Below are 16566 nucleotides of genomic sequence, written 5' to 3' on the forward strand. Positions count from 1 at the left end.
ATTAAAATCAAAATTAAGAATATCATGAAAGAATATATAAATAAAGGAAGTAAGGATACCAGATCTGGTTTTGGAGATGGCTTGACAGAACTTGGCCAATCTAACGAGAATGTGGTTGCGCTATGCGCCGATCTTACCGGATCTCTGAAAATGGACGACTTCAAAGCAAATCATCCTGAAAGATTTTTCCAGGTTGGTATTGCTGAAGCGAATATGATCGGGATGGCAGCAGGGATGACCATTGGTGGAAAAATTCCGTTTACAGGAACTTTCGCCAACTTCTCTACCGGTAGAGTTTACGACCAGATTCGACAAAGTGTTGCCTATTCTGGAAAGAATGTGAAGATCTGTGCGAGTCACGCCGGAGTTACTTTAGGAGAAGATGGTGCAACTCACCAGATCCTTGAAGATATTGGCTTGATGAAAATGCTACCTGGAATGACGGTAATCAACACCTGTGATTATAACCAGACCAAAGCTGCTACCAAGGCGATTGCAGATTACGATGGTCCTGTTTACCTGAGATTTGGCCGACCAAAGGTTGCTAATTTTACTGAAGATGATCAGGATTTCCAGATCGGGAAAGCGGTGCATCTATATGAAGGTACCGATGTTAGCATCATTGCAACTGGTCATCTAGTTTGGGAAGCCATTCAAGCGGCTGTGGAGCTGAATGAAAAAGGTATTAGTGCAGAGGTGATCAACATTCATACGATCAAACCACTTGATGAAGAGGCTGTGATTGCTTCAGCTAAGAAAACCGGATGTGTGGTTACTGCTGAAGAGCATAACTTCCTTGGCGGCCTTGGTGAAAGTGTTGCCAGAACTCTGGCTTCTCACCATCCTACACCTCAGGAATTCGTGGCGACTGAAGATTGCTTCGGGGAAAGCGGAACTCCTGCTCAGCTGATGGAAAAATATGGTTTGAACTCTGCTGCTATTGTAAAGGCTGCGGAAAAAGCTATTAAAAGAAAATAATACTTCTATAACATAGAAGTCAGCATATTAAAGCCTTCTGAAGTTTATCTTCGGAAGGCTTTTCTACTTTTACTGAAATAAACCATAAACCCATGGCGTTATAGTAGCCTGAAATAAGATAAAATTATACCTATGAAAAAGTTAATGATGTTTGCACTAATGATTGGTGCGCTGAATGTTTCTGCACAGGATGCAAGTTTTGGGATCAAAGGTGGATTAAATTATGGTGCAACCGGAGAATACGAATCTATTAGCCGTCTAACCGATGATTTCAGCGATTCATTTGAAGATGGAGAAAACAAGACTGGATTTCATGCAGGATTTTTTGGACAGTTCGAAATACTGGGAATCTTTCTTCGCCCGGAATTGGTTTATACAGAAATGAACACCGAGTATTCACAATTTGATTATAAGCTTCAGAAGTTAGATGCTCCTGTACTTTTAGGAATTAATGTACTAGGACCTCTAAATATCAAAGCAGGTCCCACATTTCAATATATTCTGAAAAATGAACTGGAAAATACCAATTTGAGTATTGGTGATGTGGAAAATGAGATTAGCGTTGGCTATCAATTAGGAGCAGGTCTGGATCTAGGCAGGCTTGGTTTCGATATTCGATATGAAGGAGCTTTTCAGGATAACCAGGCGTTGGGTGGAAATCTTGCTGCCGATAGTGGTTTCACTATAGATTCAAGACCATCACAATGGATCCTGAGTGTAGCGTATTCGCTCTAGATTAAATTTGAAATTTAGATTTATAGTAATAAAAAAACCCGGAAGAGATTCCGGGTTTTTGTTTTAGTTCGCTACCTGACTTATAAACTTGATTCGGTATAATCGTAATTCTTCATCATCATAATCACCATCAAATTCCTCCATTGCTTCATCGATCTTATCGGTTTCAGCTTCCAGAAAATATTCATGAATCTCTTCCTGTTGATCTTCATCAAGAATATCATCTAGATAATAGTCAATATTCAGTTTAGTTCCGCTGTAGACAATCGCTTCCATTTCTTTGATAAACTCTGGCATTTGCATGCCTTTGGCAGAAGCAATATCTGATAATGGTAATTTTCTGTCTACACTCTGAATAATAAATAGTTTCAAAGCACTATTGGCTCCGGTAGATTTCACTACAAAATCATCAGGCCTTACAATATCATTATCCTCAACATATCTAGAGATAAGATCTACAAAATCGGCTCCATATTTTTTTGCCTTTCCTTCTCCTACTCCGTGAATGTTTCCCAATTCCTCTATATTTACCGGGTATTTAAGAGCCATATCTTCTAAAGATGGATCCTGAAAGATCACAAATGGAGGCAGGTCTTTCTTTTTGGCAACTTTCTTCCGAAGCTCCTTTAGCATTTTTACCAGCTGATCATCAACTGTATTCGCCGACTTTTGAGGTACAACGACCTCTTCAGTAATATCATTAAAAACATGATCCTCGGTCATCATAAATGACACTGGATTCTTAAGATACTCTTCCCCACGCTTAGTAAGTTTTACCACTCCGTAAGTTTCAATATCCTTTTTCAGGAATCCTGCAATCAAAGCCTGGCGGGTAAGTGCCATCCAGTAACCGGCATGTTGGTGACTACCTTTTCCGAAGAGACGATGCTCATCGGTCTTATGAGAAAGAATGACCGCATTACTTTTTCCAATAAGCGTTCGCACCACTTCCTTAGACTTATATAATTGATTTGTTTCTTTTACAGTTTTCAGCAATAGTTCAAGATCATCCTTGGCTTCATGTTGATTCTTAGGATTCCGAACATTATCATCCATATCTGCTCCTTCCCCGGTTTCAGAATCGAATTCCTCACCAAAATAATGCAGTATGAACTTTCTTCTTGAAATAGAAGTTTCAGCGAAAGCAACCACTTCCTGTAATAGCGCATGACCAATTTCCTGTTCTGCGACAGGTTTACCGCTCATAAACTTCTCAAGTTTTTCAATGTCCTTATAACTGTAGAATGCAAGACAATGTCCTTCACCACCATCTCTACCGGCACGACCAGTTTCCTGGTAATAACTTTCTATACTCTTTGGAATGTCATGATGGATCACAAAACGAACGTCTGGCTTGTCGATCCCCATCCCAAAGGCGATGGTCGCCACCACGACATCGATATCTTCCATAAGAAACATATCCTGGTGTCTGGAACGTGTTTTTGCGTCGAGGCCGGCATGGTAAGGAACGGCTTTAATACCATTTACCTGAAGGGTTTGGGCAAGCTCTTCCACTTTCTTTCTGCTTAAGCAATAGATGATACCAGATTTACCATCGTTCTTTTTTACGAAACGAATAATATCGGCATCAACATTCTTGGTTTTAGGACGTACCTCATAGTACAGGTTAGGTCGGTTAAAACTTGCCTTAAAAGTATTAGCATCGGTGATTCCCAGGTTCTTCAGAATATCTTCCTGAACCTTGGGAGTAGCCGTGGCGGTAAGGCCAATTACCGGTATATTATCTCCTATACGCTGAAGTATATGTCTTAAATTCCGATATTCTGGCCTGAAGTCGTGTCCCCATTCACTTATACAGTGCGCTTCATCTACGGCGAGGAACGAGATCTTCTGATGCTTCAGAAAGTCCACATAATCTTCTTTGGTCAGGGATTCCGGAGCCACATAAAGCAGTTTACAGACACCATTATCGATATCTGTTTTCACCTGGTTTACTTCTGTCTTATTTAAAGAGGAATTCAGAACATGAGCAATACCATATTCTGAAGAGATACTACGAATAGCATCTACCTGGTTCTTCATTAAAGCTATAAGTGGGGAAACAACAATCGCTGTTCCATCCTGTATTAGTGCAGGGAGCTGATAACATAATGATTTACCTCCACCCGTTGGCATAACAACGAATGTGTCATGGCCATTTACGATACTGGTGATTACATCTTCCTGAAGCCCCTTAAACTGACTAAAACCAAAGTACTTCTTCAGTTCTTTGTGTAAATCAATTTCGGTCAAACCCATTCAATTGTGTTACAATTTTACATACATTTGTATAACTAAATATACGGTTTTCTTTAGTACCTGCAATTCTTAATTTAATCTAATTTGAAACTTAGCGAGCAAATCATTTCTTCAGCGAAAGAAACCATTTCCAACGAAGCCAAAGCAATTGCGAATCTCGAAAATTACATTGACGAAGAATTCATTAAGGCGGTAGAAGTTATCTATAAGTCTGAAGGTCGTGTTGTGGTTACCGGTATTGGTAAAAGTGCCATTATCGCCAATAAGATCGTGGCCACCCTCAACTCCACTGGCACTCCATCCATTTTCATGCATGCGGCAGATGCGATACATGGAGATCTTGGAATCGTTCAAGATAACGATGTGGTGATCTGCATTTCTAAAAGTGGAGATAGCCCTGAAATAAAGGTTTTAGTGCCACTCATCAAGAATTTTCATAATGTACTTATTGGACTCACCGGGAATAAGGAATCATTTCTTGGGAAACAGGCGGACTATGTTCTAAACAGTTATGTTGAGAAGGAAGCCTGTCCTAATAATCTGGCTCCTACTACTAGTACAACTGCACAAATGGTTATTGGTGATGCTATTGCTGTATGTTTACTAAACCTTAAAGGCTTTAGCAGCAGGGATTTCGCAAAATATCATCCGGGAGGCTCTTTAGGTAAGAAATTATATTTAAGAGTTAGCGATATCGTATCTCAAAATATGGTGCCCATGGTATCTGCGGAAACCGATGTAGCTAACGTGATCATTGAGATTTCAGAAAAAATGCTGGGTGTAACCGCAGTTCTGGAAAACGAACGTATCATAGGGATCATCACAGATGGTGATATTCGTAGAATGCTGAAGGATCACGGAGAAATAAATGGACTCAAGGCACGGGATATTATGAGTGCCGATCCAAAAACGATCGAACAGGATACCCTTGCCGTTGTAGCTATGGAAATCCTTGAGAAGAATCAGATCTCACAACTACTGGCTGTTGAGAATGGAAAATATACAGGTGTAGTTCACCTGCACAATTTAATAAGAGAAGGAATTTTATAATGGAAAGAATCGCCCCCCAGGAAGAACCTGGACATGAAATGTCTTTTTTAGATCATCTTGAGGAATTGAGATGGCATTTGATTCGCGCGGTACTTGCCGTAGTGATCGCAGCAGGTGTAGCATTTGTATTGAAAGAGTTTATTTTTGATGTGCTGCTCTTTGGACCTGCAAATCCTGATTTTTTCTCATACCGAGTATTATGTGATCTATCTGGCCTCTTCGGAATAGATGGTGGCTTTTGCGACCAGGAAATGAATTTCCGAATCCAGAGTAGAACCATGGGAGGACAGTTCTCTGCCCACGTCTGGACGTCTATCACGGCTGGATTTATCATTGCCTTTCCATATGTGATCTACGAGTTCTGGAAATTTGTCGCCCCGGCAATGCATGACAATGAAAGAAATCATGCTAAAGGGTTTATTTTCGTTACTTCGGTTTTATTCTTTTTAGGAGTGTTATTCGGGTATTATGTGGTTACTCCACTATCCATCAATTTCCTCGGAAAGTACCAGGTAAGTGATACCGTTTTTAACGATTTTGATCTTAGTAGTTATATAAGTCTGGTAAGAGCATCTGTTCTGGCCAGCGGACTCATTTTTGAACTTCCCATCGTGATCTATTTCCTTACTAAAGTAGGAGTAGTAACACCAGAGTTCCTAAAAAAATACAGAAAATATGCACTGGTGATCGTACTGGTTCTTTCTGCGGTTATTACCCCGCCAGATATTGTGAGCCAGATCATCGTCGCCATCCCGGTATTGATACTTTATGAAGTGAGTATTATCATTTCGAAGTTCATGTATAAAAAAGAAGAAAAAGAAAAAGAAAAAATCAACAATTAAGCTATGACAAATCAAGTGGACGAATTTAATTCGTACCGTGCTAAGATGAACGATAAGATTCTTGGTGACAATAATAAGATCATTAAAAGAATCTTTAATCTGGACACCAATGCCTTTACTGAAGGTGCCCTGGATAAAAAAACCAAAGAATTACTTGGACTGGTTGCTTCTACGGTTTTGCGTTGTGATGACTGTGTAAGATACCACCTGGAAGCGAGTTATAATGAAGGAATTACCAAAGAGGAAGTAATGGAAACCCTAAGTATTGGTACCCTAATTGGGGGAACTATTGTAATCCCTCACTTAAGACGTGCTTACGAATATTGGGAAGCTTTGGAAGCCCAGGAATAAAACGGAACAATTTCTGCTTATTCAGAATAAATTGAGAATATGAAACTACGCGCTGAAAATCTGATCAAGACCTATAAAGGAAGAAATGTTGTAAAAGGAATTTCTGTAGAAGTTAATCAGGGAGAGATCGTGGGATTACTTGGACCGAATGGTGCGGGTAAAACCACTTCTTTTTATATGATCGTAGGATTGATCAAACCCAATAGCGGGAACATTATTCTGGATAAGCAGAACATTACCAAATTCCCCATGTACAAACGGGCACAGCATGGAATTGGATACCTCGCCCAGGAAGCTTCTGTTTTCAGGAAGCTGAGTATCGAGGACAATATTCTCAGCGTTCTGGAACTAACGAAACTATCCAAGAAAGAGCGATTAATGAAGATGGAATCGCTAATCGAAGAATTTGGGCTTGGTCATATACGTAAAAGCCGGGGAGACCTTTTAAGTGGTGGTGAACGCCGGAGAACAGAAATCGCCAGAGCTTTGGCTACAGATCCAAATTTCATTCTCCTAGATGAGCCATTTGCCGGGGTAGATCCAGTGGCGGTAGAGGACATCCAGAGAATTGTTGCTCAGTTAAAGGACAAAAATATTGGTATTCTCATTACCGATCATAATGTGCAGGAAACCCTGGCCATTACAGACAGAACTTACCTTATGTTCGAAGGAAGCATCTTAAAACATGGAATTCCGGAAGAACTCGCCGAAGATGAAATGGTACGTAAAGTTTACCTTGGACAGAACTTCGAACTTAGAAAGAAAAAGATCTTTAATTAAGCTGTTGCTTTCCTATTAGATATTACTGAAAGTAGTACATATAGCAGGATGATTGCTGGTATTGCGATAAACTTCAGTAATACTATGAGTAATAGGCAACTTACGATGAAGAAGTAACGAAGTTTATTCTCTTTAAATCCCCAATCTGAAAATTTTAGTGCGAATAATGGTAGTTCCGCATTCAGGAGAATACAGCTCAAGATCGTTAATCCAACTAAAAACCACTCGTTCAGGATCAATTGATTGATTATTGGAACAGATTCATAAGTAAGAATAAGCGGTAAACTAAGGATCAGCAAAGCATTCGCCGGAGTTGGAAGACCAATAAAAGAGTCGGTTTGGCGATCATCTACATTGAATTTTGCCAAACGATATGCTGAAGCTACAATAATTAATAAGCCTATAAGCGCGAAGGGTTGCAGGTTCAACTCAAATTCTGAGGAATCCCAATCGGTTGATAAGCTACCGCTGGATGGTAAAGCTTTTACGATCAACTGGTACATTACGATTCCTGGCACTACTCCACTGGTAACAACATCTGCCAGCGAATCCATTTGTAGTCCTACTTCACTTTTTACATCAAGTGCACGCGCGGCGAGACCGTCAAAGAAGTCGAAAAATATCCCTGCAGCTACAAATATAGCAGCCAGCACCAGGTTTCCCTGTACAGCAAAAATAACTGCGATACTACCAGATAGCAGGTTTAAAGAAGTAATTAGATTCGGAACGTGTTTTTTTAAGCCCATTTGACTGTTTTAAATAGAATCCACTAAACTAACATTTTGAATTTAAAAGCCTCTAAAAATACTGTTATATGAAAAGCTAGTCAGCTAAATTTAATGTTTCCTGTATAAGTTTATTATTTTTGAGCAGACTTCAGCATCTATGAAAAAAATTCTTCTAGCCCTTCTTAGCGGGATCATTCTGGCAATTTCATGGCCAACTTATGGATTTCCAATTTTCATATTTCTAGGTTTTGTACCGCTACTTTATGCTGAATTTAAAATTCGTAATTATTCTGAAAGCAAGGTTAAACTGAAAGTTTTTGCTCTTTCCTATCTTACTTTTTTTGTCTGGAATGTGATAACTACCTGGTGGATCTACAACTCGACTCCATTTGGTGGAGTTTTCGCCATATTGGCTAATTCGCTTTTAATGTCTACAGTCTTTCTCTTATACCATATTGTAGCCAAGAGAACTGGGTTTAAAGCTGCTTCAGCATTCCTTATTAGCATCTGGATGGTTTTTGAAAAGATACACTTGAACTGGGACTTTTCCTGGCCGTGGCTTAATCTTGGGAACGTATTTTCAGAAGTTCCAGCATGGATTCAATGGTACGAATTTACAGGAACCTTTGGAGGAACATTATGGGTATGGATACTGAACATCGCCATCTTCAAGTCCATTTTATCATACCGGGAATTTAAAGACAAAGCGATCATAGCAAGTGCCGCGGTAAAGGTCTTTTTGCTTATTGGTATTCCAATGCTAATTTCTGGGGTTCTAAACTGGACATACGAGGAACCTGAGGAATTCATAGATGTGGTTATCCTTCAGCCAAATATCAATCCTTATACTGAGAAATATAATACTACAGATCGAAAGATCGGGGAGCTGCTGCTTGAAATATCTGCAAAAGCTGTGACCCCAGAAACAGATTTGATCATTGCTCCGGAAACTGTCTTTGCTGATGGTACACAACTGAAGAACCTCAACAATTCTGAGGGAATATTTTACGGAGAGCAAATAAGCCAACTAGATGATGAATTATCGTTTCTGGGAGGAATTACCTTATACGAAAGGTTCAATGATCCAGGAAAAGTCCGCAGACAATCGAATAGAATCGGTCCTAACGACTGGTATGATGATTATAACTCTGCATTTATGATCAGTGATCACGCAGATAGTTTGCAATTATACCATAAATCAAAACTGGTCGTAGGCGTGGAGAATTTCCCGTACCAGGATATTTTAAAACCAATACTTGGTAATGTAATGATCGATCTTGGAGGCACGGTTGCGATGAAAACCACTCAGGAAAAGCGGGAAGTGCTTTATTTTGAGGACTCGCTGGGAACTGCACCAATTATCTGCTACGAATCGGTGTACGGAGAGTATGTAACCGGATATGTGGAAAATGGCGCGAATTTTCTAAGCATTATTACCAATGATGCGTGGTGGGGTGACACACAAGGACATCAGCAGCATTTAAGCTATGCGAGGTTGCGAGCTATAGAAAATAGAAGATACGTAGCGAGAAGTGCCAATACCGGAATTTCAGCGATCATAAATTCCCGCGGTGATATATTAAAAACTTTAGCATATGAGGAGCGTGGCAGCATTTCAGGGCGAGTCGGAATCCAGAATGAGCTAACTTTTTATTCGCAATACGGAGATTACCTGGCAAGAATCGCACAGTTTCTAGCACTATTCATCTTCTTATTTTCCGTAGTAAAATATAATAGGAAAAGACCTGCGTAAGAGCTGAGATTCCAGCTTCTTTCCATTTTCACTTCAATTGAAGACTGAAAGCAGACTACCTAAATCTAAGAACCATACAACAACCAAAACGTAAAACAGACAACCTCTAGCTTTTACTGTCCTCTAAAAAATAGAACGGTACTAAAGGTTTTTAAAAGTATACTTAGGTCGAGAAAGATTCCGCGATGTTTGATATAATAAAGGTCATACTGAAGTTTTTCCAGACTATCGTCATAGCAATCTCCATAGTTTGCCATTACCTGCGCCCAGCCAGTTAAGCCAGGTTTAATGATGTGCCGGGTATCGTAAAAAGGAATAAGTTCTGAAAGTTCATCCACGAAGACAGGACGCTCAGGTCTGGGGCCAATCAAACTCATATCTCCAAGTAACACGTTGTAAAACTGCGGAATTTCATCGAGTCTAGATCTACGTAGGAATCGGCCAAATTTAGTAACTCTGAGGTCTTTTTTCTGAGCAAATTGTGGTCCTGAGATCTCCGCATCCTTATTCATGGTTCTCAATTTTACAATTTTGAAAACCTCACCATTCTTGCCAACCCGCTCCTGAAAGTAAAAGGTCTTTCCACGATTCGCGATCAGGTTTCCGGTGATAATAAAAGGACTTAGTATTACTCCAACTAGAATTCCGACTATTGAAACTAGGATATCAAAACTCCGAAAGGCCAACAGATAAAATTTATTCTGATGATTTCTGCTGAAAGGAAAATAACGGTAAAAGTCTTTGTCAACATTTTGCACCGGAATTCTTTGGGTAATCTCCTCATAGACCTGCGAATAATCACGAATTGAAAACCCCTGCTTCTGAAGTTTGCTTAGCTGATTGTAAAGCGGCAACATCAATCCTCGTTGAAATGCACTGGTAACAACAATCTCACTAATATGCTCATCCTTGACGGTCTGCACGAGTTCCTGTACTTCAAACCTTAAAAGATCTTCTCTGGCGATATCAGTTTTCAAAGTTTCGTCGGTATTGATATAACCTACTACAAAGTAATTAGGATCAGCTTTTTGCAGGGATTCAGCTATTAACTTGATATCAAAAGAGTCGCCTACTACGAGAACCCGTTTATAAAATCTAGGACTTGAAATCAGACTGATATAAAGAGATCTCCAAATAAGCAGTGAAATGGCTACTGAAAGAAAGAAAAAGATAATCTGTAGTCGGTTTTCAGGCAAACTTGGAGTAAGCAAAGGCGTAAGCATATAAAACAGTACGGTAAGACTGGTGGTAAGCAGTACGTTTTTTAATACGCTGTCAAACCGATCTGCCTTCTGAAGGTCGTAAAGTTCAAATACATTTCCGAAGAAACTGAGATAAACTACAAATACCAGCGTCCACGTCCAGGTATCAGAATTAATTCTGAAGTAGTCAAACTGAAAAATTATTCCGACAATAGTTAGAGAAAGTAAGGCAAAGAGAATATCGAAAAGTTTTAATAAAAACTTTCGCTCAGAAATTTCAAAATGAAAAATAGGCTTTTTCGACATTGCGGCAGGGCTGGTAATGTACAGATAAATATAGAACTTTTAGCTTAGCAAATCCAGCCATTGGTGTTTAACTCGTTCCCAATCGAAATTCTCTACTTCGATTCTGGCATTTTTAGCAAGTTGAGTGCTAAATTCAGGCTCAGAAATCAATTTTACACAAGCAGCAGTCATAGCCTTAGAATCATCTGGAGGCACCAGGAGACCGGTTTGTTCATTTTCTATTAGATACGGCATGCCACCAACATTGGTTGAAACCACAGGAAGTCCCAGGGCCATCGCCTCCATGACACTCACAGGAGTATTATCCACGTTAGAGGTATTTAGAAAAATGCAGTAATCCTTTGATAGCGAAATAAGGTCAGGTTTAGAAAGCTTCCCGGGAAAGCTTACTTTCAAGTTATTTTCGTTCACATACTTCTTAAGTTCTTCGAGGCTACCATCCTTATCAGGTCCTGCCATACAAAGTTCGCTTTCAGGATAGAGGTCTGATAAATTTTCCAGTACTTCAATGGCTAGTCTGGGATGATATAGTTGCTGAAAAGAACGAATCCATAAAAGTTTTGGCTGGGTAATTTGTCTCTTCTGAAATGTATAAAGATGCAGGGCTACAGCGTTGGGAATACAGACGAGATTACTATAGCCGAACTCCTTGAACCGGTCATAAAGGTACAAAGAAGGTGCTGCCAGTGCTGAAGCATCACGGAATAGATTGGTCACATAATTACCAGAAGATTTTAGCTTATTCGGCAAATCACCACCATGCAAGATCAAATAGCATTTTTTCTTCCTCCATCTGGCAATACTCGCGCAAAGTTGTGCAAAAATAAAATTCTGAGTACTGTAGGTATCAATCACAACTTTCTGATAATTACCGAACAGGCAATACAGGCACATTTCGAGCAGCCTCAAAATTTTGTTTTGATGGGAAGAGATCGCTTTTATGAAGATACCTTCATTTCTAAGTAGTTCCGGAATAGTATCAACAGCAGTAGGTGTTCTATCCCATTTTTCCAGTTTGTTTCCTATATAGAGAATTTTATGCATCAGGCCAGAACTTGATTCCAGTCATCTCTTACGCAGCTCCAGTCAAATTGATCAACCTTAACTTTGGCATTCTTACAAAGCAATATCCCTGAGTCCGGATTTTCCACGATATTCTGAATAGACATGGCCATTTGATGAGCAGATCTGTCTTCAACCAGGATCCCATCTGTTTTATGATCTATCAACTGGGGCATCCCGCCTACGTTGGTACTAACTACCACCAGGCCAAGGCTCATCGCTTCAATGACGCTTATTGGGGTATTATCCACAGTGGTGGTATTAATAAAAAAGTCATAATGTTGAGATAGGGAGGACCAGTATTTCTTCTTTAATTTCCCGGTAAAACGAACATCAAGCTTATATTTCTCCGCAAGTTTCTTACAGGTTTTCATGGTGCCATCTTTCTCCGGGCCTACCATACATAGACTTGCCTTTGGATATTTTTCAGAAACTATCTTCAATACTTCTATAGCCATAATAGGATTATATCGCTCCTGGAAACGTCGTACCCACAGCAATTTAGGCTGAAAAGTTTCACGCCTTTTGAATGGGTAGTTTGACGTTTTTATGGCGTTAGGAATTACTTTGGTATTTTGAAAGCCATGCTTTTCGAACGCATCCATTAAAAACATCGAGGGTGCTATATTAACCTTTGAATTTCCGAAGAGACTTTCACTAAATGATTTTGATTTTTCCAGTCGTTCCGGCAAATTTCCACCATGTAATATTGGGATATACTCAAGATCCAAAAGCTGACAGGCTTTCCCAACCAGATAAGCATAATAAAAGTTCAGGGCACCATAAGTATCGATAAGTACAATATCTGTAGAATTCTTGTAGCGTGCAATTAGCCCAAGCATTTCGGTAAGGCGCAAAGCCTTATTGGATCGTGTAGATGCAGTTTTAACCTCGTAACCTTCTTTCCTTAACATTTTACTGAAAAAAGAGATATAGGTGACGGTAAAACTATTAATTCGCAAGTCGTTTCCTATGTACAGGATCCTTTTTTTCATCTACTATATATAATAAAGCGAGTCCGTAAATAAAGCCTGGCAGCGCAATACGCATGGCGGAGTGATTAATGGTTAAGAACCAAAAGGCCATAAATGCCAGGAAGTAATAATTATTTTTAAACTTCGTCCAGAATACAATGGGAACGCTAATAAGTATTAACAAAGCTACCAGACCAAGCATACCATGTTCTGAAAGCAATCGACTAATTTCATTATGCGATGCCGTTTCAGTCCCAGCCTCTTCACTACGGAATTTTTTAGCCTTCCCTACTCCAACTCCAATTACCGGACTATCATAAAATGCAAGCAGTTCAGTCTCAATTAATTCAGCTCGACCGGTAGTAATATCAGATTTCAGCTCACCCGCTGCGTTTCTGTTCGTATAGCGATAGGTAATCAAACCTTCTGTTTTGATCGCAGTAAAACTCCAAATAACTACGACCGACAATAGTAAGAACATAAGTTTTTTAGCAAGTGAGCTTTTCTGAATATTGTTTTGTTTCTGATAGAATATAAAAATAAAGGTAGCAATACAAATAATTGCGGTTAGAACTCCTCCTCTCGAAAATGTTATGATAGCTCTGTAGCTGAATAAAGCCAGCAGAATAATATCTATCAAATTCATGACCCTGTCCTTAAATACGAATAATCTGGTACAAACCAGGAACGCGCCCAATCCCATCACTGCTGAAATCTGATTTGGACCATACCCCCCAGAAGTAGCATAATTAGAATTGGTTCCGGTCATTAACGCTTCACCAATACTCGGGGTATAGAAAAATAAGTAAGATAAATTAGCAACCAATGGTAACAGCAACATGAGCAACACATAGTTGAAATGATCGAATGTGATTTTTTTGTAGTAGCAGTAAAGGGCGGAAACACCCAGGCAAACAGGCCCGCTCAAATTAAATGCTATTGCTTTTCGAAATACCACATCATAATCGAGAGTAAAAGAAGCCACTACCACTCCGGGAAAAAGCACCAGCAAATAGATCCAGAAAGGTACCGTTTTAGAAGAAGTGCCTTTATAAAACATTCCAATTAATAGAAACAGAATGACCGAATATTTACCGGTTTCATAGAAGATCATAGCCCCATTCATTCTGTAAAATACCTCTGCTCCGGCGATATAAGCTGCTGCCATCAGAGCCTCATTATTCCGGTTATTCTTTAAAATGATCCAGAAAAACAAGCCCACCCAGGTAGCAAGCAGTAAAATGGAAGCAGATGATCTCTGAAAATAAATTACAAATCCTATCAAAACATGCAGTAGCACGAATTGTAAATAGGACATATAATTTATTTTTTTGATCGCCAATTGATTATTCTTTATTTATTACAACATTAAGAACTTTGGTAAAAATCGATAATTTCCGTCACATTCTTGGAAGCGGAATACTCTAGTTCGATATGATCGCGAAAAGATAGGGCTTTCTGCTTCAAATCTGGGTCCATATACATCGCTCTCATTGCCGCAGATAATGCAGCAAGGTTGTTGGATGGCACCTGGATTCCATGGTCTCCCATTACTTCGGCACATTGCCCTACATTGGTATAAACAGCAGGTAAACCGGCTAAACCATATTCGAGTAAAGCAAGGGGTAATCCTTCAGAAATGGAGGAGAGAATTCCCACGTCGGCCTCATTAAGATAAGCATCGACATCTACCTGACTTCCGTAGTAAAATATAGCATCCTTAAGCTCGGAATTTTCGATTTTTTGGAGAACCCGCACGCTGTAATCGTCCTGAAAGTTTTTACCTAAAAGATGCAGACTTACATTCCCCAAGTCCAGTTTTTCAAATGCCTCAATAAGAGAGATCTGATCTTTTTGTGGACGAAGATTCGCCACGCAAATAAATTTAAAGTCGGTTGTTGAACCTTTGAGTAATGTAAAACCTCGGGGTTTCCTGGTCTTCGGAAGAATAAAATTTCGAATTACCTGAATGTGAGAACACTCAAGGTGAATTTTCGACCATTCTGCCAGTTTTTGATTTACAGCGATCACCCCATCTATATAACCAGACAATAACTTTAAAATTGTTTTCGGCCTATTTTCAAGGAACTCACTTTTACCGTAGTGATCATGCCAGATTAATCGGATTTTGCTACCCAGATAAATTTTAAGTAGAGTACAGAGAAAAATAGATGTGCTATGAGCATGAACAATACTTATTTGATGTTTTTTGACATATTTCAGTAATTTTCTGAAAGCCCAGAGATCAAGACTTGATCTTTTGTTCAGGAAGAGAAATCTAACCTCAGCTTTGATTTCATTGCGAAGAAGTCCTTCTCTGCGCGTACAGCAAATATGTGAAGCCTCAATTTTACCAGCAAGCGCATTTGCACAGTTTACGGCCATTCGTTCTGCACCACCCGCATCCAGCGTATCGATCACCTGTAAAACTTTCATAAAAATTTCCTGATCTCGGTTTCAAATCGTTCCAATGTGTACTGCTGCGACCATTTTTGCGCATTTTTTGAAATCGCTTTCAATGCATTTCTGTTTTCCAGTTTATCCAGAATGATTTTTTTTGCATGGTCTGGATCTGCAGGAATAACAACTCCTCTTTCCCCTTCTCCCATCATCCAAGAAACACAGGATACGTTAGTGGCAACAGGAATGCAGCCAAAAAACATAGCCTCAGCTAGTGCCTTTGGCCAGCCTTCAGATTTGGAAGGCAGAACAAGAAAATTTGATTCCCGATAACGCTGCTTCAGCTCCTTCTTGTTTCTAAAACCCACTATGCTAATAGCTTCTGAAAACGTTGAATTCTTTATATAATCTTCAAGCTCCTCCAGTAAAACCCCATTTCCATAGAGTTTTAAACTTGCATCAACACCTTGTGAAATTAATGCCTCTACCAGTTTAATTGCAATTAAGGGTCTTTTTCCCTCTGATAAGGATCCTACGAACATGAATTTTAAACTCTTATCAAATTCTTTATTCACCGGAGAAATCTCCTCTTCGGAAAAGCTTGCAGTAAAGAAAGGGATGATGTTATCTGACTGATTTTTCCATTTCCCATACACCAGAACTTTGATGTTGCGGGATAGAAAGCGATTATTCAGGATCCATTTCTGAAGTCTGTAACTAAGTGGTTGATCTGACTCCGGATCCCAGTTTCCTGCGTACTTTACAGTTTTTTGCTTCTTCGGAAAAAAGATCTGAATGATGCATCCCAGAAAAGAGATGTTCCCGGGACAGCGTAGGTGAATATGATCTGCTTCCAGACAGATTCTGTATATCTTGATCAAAATTAATGGAGTCCGGAAAATTGATAATAGAATATTGGTTAATCCTTTAAAACTGAGTGCAGGTACCTCAGCAAACACAGGATCTTTAATGTAAGCGGTCTCACCAACTAATGGTTTGCGATTAATTTTTGGAGCCAGAACCATAAATTCATCAACCCCATTTAACCAAATATTCATTTCACTTATATAAGGTTCATACGAATAAAATTTCCCATTATATACAGCGTGTTCAATATAGGTAATGATCGCAAATTTCATAAATAAC

15 protein-coding genes are annotated in these 16566 nt (G+C 39.4%); 7 read left to right on the top strand and 8 right to left on the bottom strand.

Annotated elements, in window-relative coordinates; translation table 11 throughout:
- The first annotated feature begins 24 nt into the window (after positions 1–24).
- Together T8I65_RS11925 and T8I65_RS11930 are read left to right on the top strand one after the other, a co-directional pair.
- A complete protein-coding gene (locus tag T8I65_RS11925; RefSeq protein ID WP_322300812.1) occupies positions 25–978 on the top strand; it encodes a transketolase family protein in 954 nt (317 codons plus the stop codon).
- Positions 979–1110: 132 nt separating this feature from the next.
- Positions 1111–1713 carry an outer membrane beta-barrel protein gene (locus T8I65_RS11930; protein WP_322300813.1) on the top strand — a complete coding sequence of 201 codons (603 nt, stop codon included), beginning with the start codon at positions 1111–1113 and terminating at the stop codon, positions 1711–1713.
- A 63-nt stretch (positions 1714–1776) separates the two neighbouring features.
- Here the strand turns inward: T8I65_RS11930 and recQ are convergent, their stop codons facing one another.
- The gene (gene recQ / locus T8I65_RS11935) at positions 1777–3972 is read right to left on the bottom strand and encodes a DNA helicase RecQ (RefSeq protein WP_322300814.1); all 2196 of its coding nucleotides are present in this window, start codon (positions 3970–3972) and stop codon (positions 1777–1779) included.
- 84 nt (positions 3973–4056) lie between these two features.
- On the opposite strand from recQ, the gene T8I65_RS11940 reads away from it, so the two are divergent.
- From T8I65_RS11940 to lptB, 4 genes are read left to right on the top strand one after another with little or no spacing between them, the layout of a single operon-like run.
- Entirely contained in the window at positions 4057–5022 is a 966-nt protein-coding gene (locus T8I65_RS11940) for a KpsF/GutQ family sugar-phosphate isomerase (RefSeq protein ID WP_322300815.1), read from the top strand.
- Positions 5022–5864, top strand: coding sequence for a twin-arginine translocase subunit TatC (gene tatC / locus T8I65_RS11945; protein ID WP_322300816.1), 843 nt, complete (start codon positions 5022–5024; stop codon positions 5862–5864). Before T8I65_RS11940 ends, tatC begins: the two co-directional genes overlap by 1 nt.
- Positions 5865–5867: 3 nt before the next feature.
- A complete protein-coding gene (locus tag T8I65_RS11950) occupies positions 5868–6215 on the top strand; it encodes a carboxymuconolactone decarboxylase family protein (protein ID WP_141878394.1) in 348 nt (115 codons plus the stop codon).
- A 39-nt stretch (positions 6216–6254) separates the two neighbouring features.
- Positions 6255–6995 carry an LPS export ABC transporter ATP-binding protein gene (gene lptB, locus T8I65_RS11955; protein ID WP_322300817.1) on the top strand — a complete coding sequence of 247 codons (741 nt, stop codon included), beginning with the start codon at positions 6255–6257 and terminating at the stop codon, positions 6993–6995.
- Here the strand turns inward: lptB and T8I65_RS11960 are convergent.
- Positions 6992–7741: a CDP-alcohol phosphatidyltransferase family protein gene (locus T8I65_RS11960; RefSeq protein ID WP_322300818.1), complete on the bottom strand. Its 750-nt coding sequence runs from the start codon at positions 7739–7741 to the stop codon at positions 6992–6994. The two genes, lptB and T8I65_RS11960, sit on opposite strands and share 4 nt — an antisense overlap.
- 139 nt (positions 7742–7880) lie before the next feature.
- Here T8I65_RS11960 and lnt point away from each other — a divergent pair, with 139 nt between their 5' ends.
- A complete protein-coding gene (lnt, locus tag T8I65_RS11965; protein WP_322300819.1) occupies positions 7881–9476 on the top strand; it encodes an apolipoprotein N-acyltransferase in 1596 nt (531 codons plus the stop codon).
- 113 nt (positions 9477–9589) lie between these two features.
- On the opposite strand, the gene T8I65_RS11970 is transcribed toward lnt, so the two are convergent.
- Genes T8I65_RS11970 through T8I65_RS11995 form a run of 6 tightly spaced genes read right to left on the bottom strand, consistent with a single transcriptional unit; the run spans position 9590 to position 16559 of the window.
- Positions 9590–10984, bottom strand: coding sequence for a sugar transferase (locus T8I65_RS11970; protein WP_322300820.1), 1395 nt, complete (start codon positions 10982–10984; stop codon positions 9590–9592).
- A gap of 39 nt (positions 10985–11023) precedes the next feature.
- A complete protein-coding gene (locus T8I65_RS11975; RefSeq protein ID WP_322300821.1) occupies positions 11024–12028 on the bottom strand; it encodes a glycosyltransferase family 4 protein in 1005 nt (334 codons plus the stop codon).
- Positions 12028–13041 carry a glycosyltransferase gene (locus T8I65_RS11980; RefSeq protein ID WP_322300822.1) on the bottom strand — a complete coding sequence of 338 codons (1014 nt, stop codon included), beginning with the start codon at positions 13039–13041 and terminating at the stop codon, positions 12028–12030. The genes T8I65_RS11975 and T8I65_RS11980 overlap by 1 nt, the downstream gene beginning before the upstream one ends.
- Positions 12998–14338, bottom strand: coding sequence for an O-antigen ligase family protein (locus T8I65_RS11985; RefSeq protein ID WP_322300823.1), 1341 nt, complete (start codon positions 14336–14338; stop codon positions 12998–13000). Before T8I65_RS11985 ends, T8I65_RS11980 begins: the two co-directional genes overlap by 44 nt.
- Before the next feature lie 50 nt (positions 14339–14388).
- On the bottom strand, positions 14389–15456 hold the full coding sequence (locus tag T8I65_RS11990) for a glycosyltransferase (RefSeq protein ID WP_322300824.1): 1068 nt from the start codon (positions 15454–15456) through the stop codon (positions 14389–14391).
- A complete protein-coding gene (locus T8I65_RS11995) occupies positions 15453–16559 on the bottom strand; it encodes a glycosyltransferase family 4 protein (protein WP_322300825.1) in 1107 nt (368 codons plus the stop codon). The genes T8I65_RS11990 and T8I65_RS11995 overlap by 4 nt, the downstream gene beginning before the upstream one ends.
- Positions 16560–16566: the final 7 nt, after the last annotated feature.

It is taken from the genome of Christiangramia sp. OXR-203 (assembly GCF_034372165.1).
In the GTDB taxonomy this organism is placed as follows: Bacteria; Bacteroidota; Bacteroidia; order Flavobacteriales; family Flavobacteriaceae; genus Christiangramia.

Bases quoted from the DNA above. Each gene is read 5' to 3' on its own strand.
- T8I65_RS11980 (WP_322300822.1), bottom strand. From the start codon at position 13,041: ATGAAAAAAAGGATCCTGTACATAGGAAACGACTTGCGAATTAATAGT.
- T8I65_RS11995 (WP_322300825.1), bottom strand. From the start codon at position 16,559: ATGAAATTTGCGATCATTACCTATATTGAACACGCTGTATATAATGGG.
- tatC (WP_322300816.1), top strand. From the start codon at position 5,022: ATGGAAAGAATCGCCCCCCAGGAAGAACCTGGACATGAAATGTCTTTT.
- T8I65_RS11985 (WP_322300823.1), bottom strand. From the start codon at position 14,338: ATGTCCTATTTACAATTCGTGCTACTGCATGTTTTGATAGGATTTGTA.
- T8I65_RS11970 (WP_322300820.1), bottom strand. From the start codon at position 10,984: ATGTCGAAAAAGCCTATTTTTCATTTTGAAATTTCTGAGCGAAAGTTT.
- T8I65_RS11950 (WP_141878394.1), top strand. From the start codon at position 5,868: ATGACAAATCAAGTGGACGAATTTAATTCGTACCGTGCTAAGATGAAC.
- T8I65_RS11925 (WP_322300812.1), top strand. From the start codon at position 25: ATGAAAGAATATATAAATAAAGGAAGTAAGGATACCAGATCTGGTTTT.
- T8I65_RS11975 (WP_322300821.1), bottom strand. From the start codon at position 12,028: ATGCATAAAATTCTCTATATAGGAAACAAACTGGAAAAATGGGATAGA.
- lptB (WP_322300817.1), top strand. From the start codon at position 6,255: ATGAAACTACGCGCTGAAAATCTGATCAAGACCTATAAAGGAAGAAAT.
- lnt (WP_322300819.1), top strand. From the start codon at position 7,881: ATGAAAAAAATTCTTCTAGCCCTTCTTAGCGGGATCATTCTGGCAATT.
- T8I65_RS11990 (WP_322300824.1), bottom strand. From the start codon at position 15,456: ATGAAAGTTTTACAGGTGATCGATACGCTGGATGCGGGTGGTGCAGAA.
- T8I65_RS11960 (WP_322300818.1), bottom strand. From the start codon at position 7,741: ATGGGCTTAAAAAAACACGTTCCGAATCTAATTACTTCTTTAAACCTG.
- T8I65_RS11930 (WP_322300813.1), top strand. From the start codon at position 1,111: ATGAAAAAGTTAATGATGTTTGCACTAATGATTGGTGCGCTGAATGTT.
- recQ (WP_322300814.1), bottom strand. From the start codon at position 3,972: ATGGGTTTGACCGAAATTGATTTACACAAAGAACTGAAGAAGTACTTT.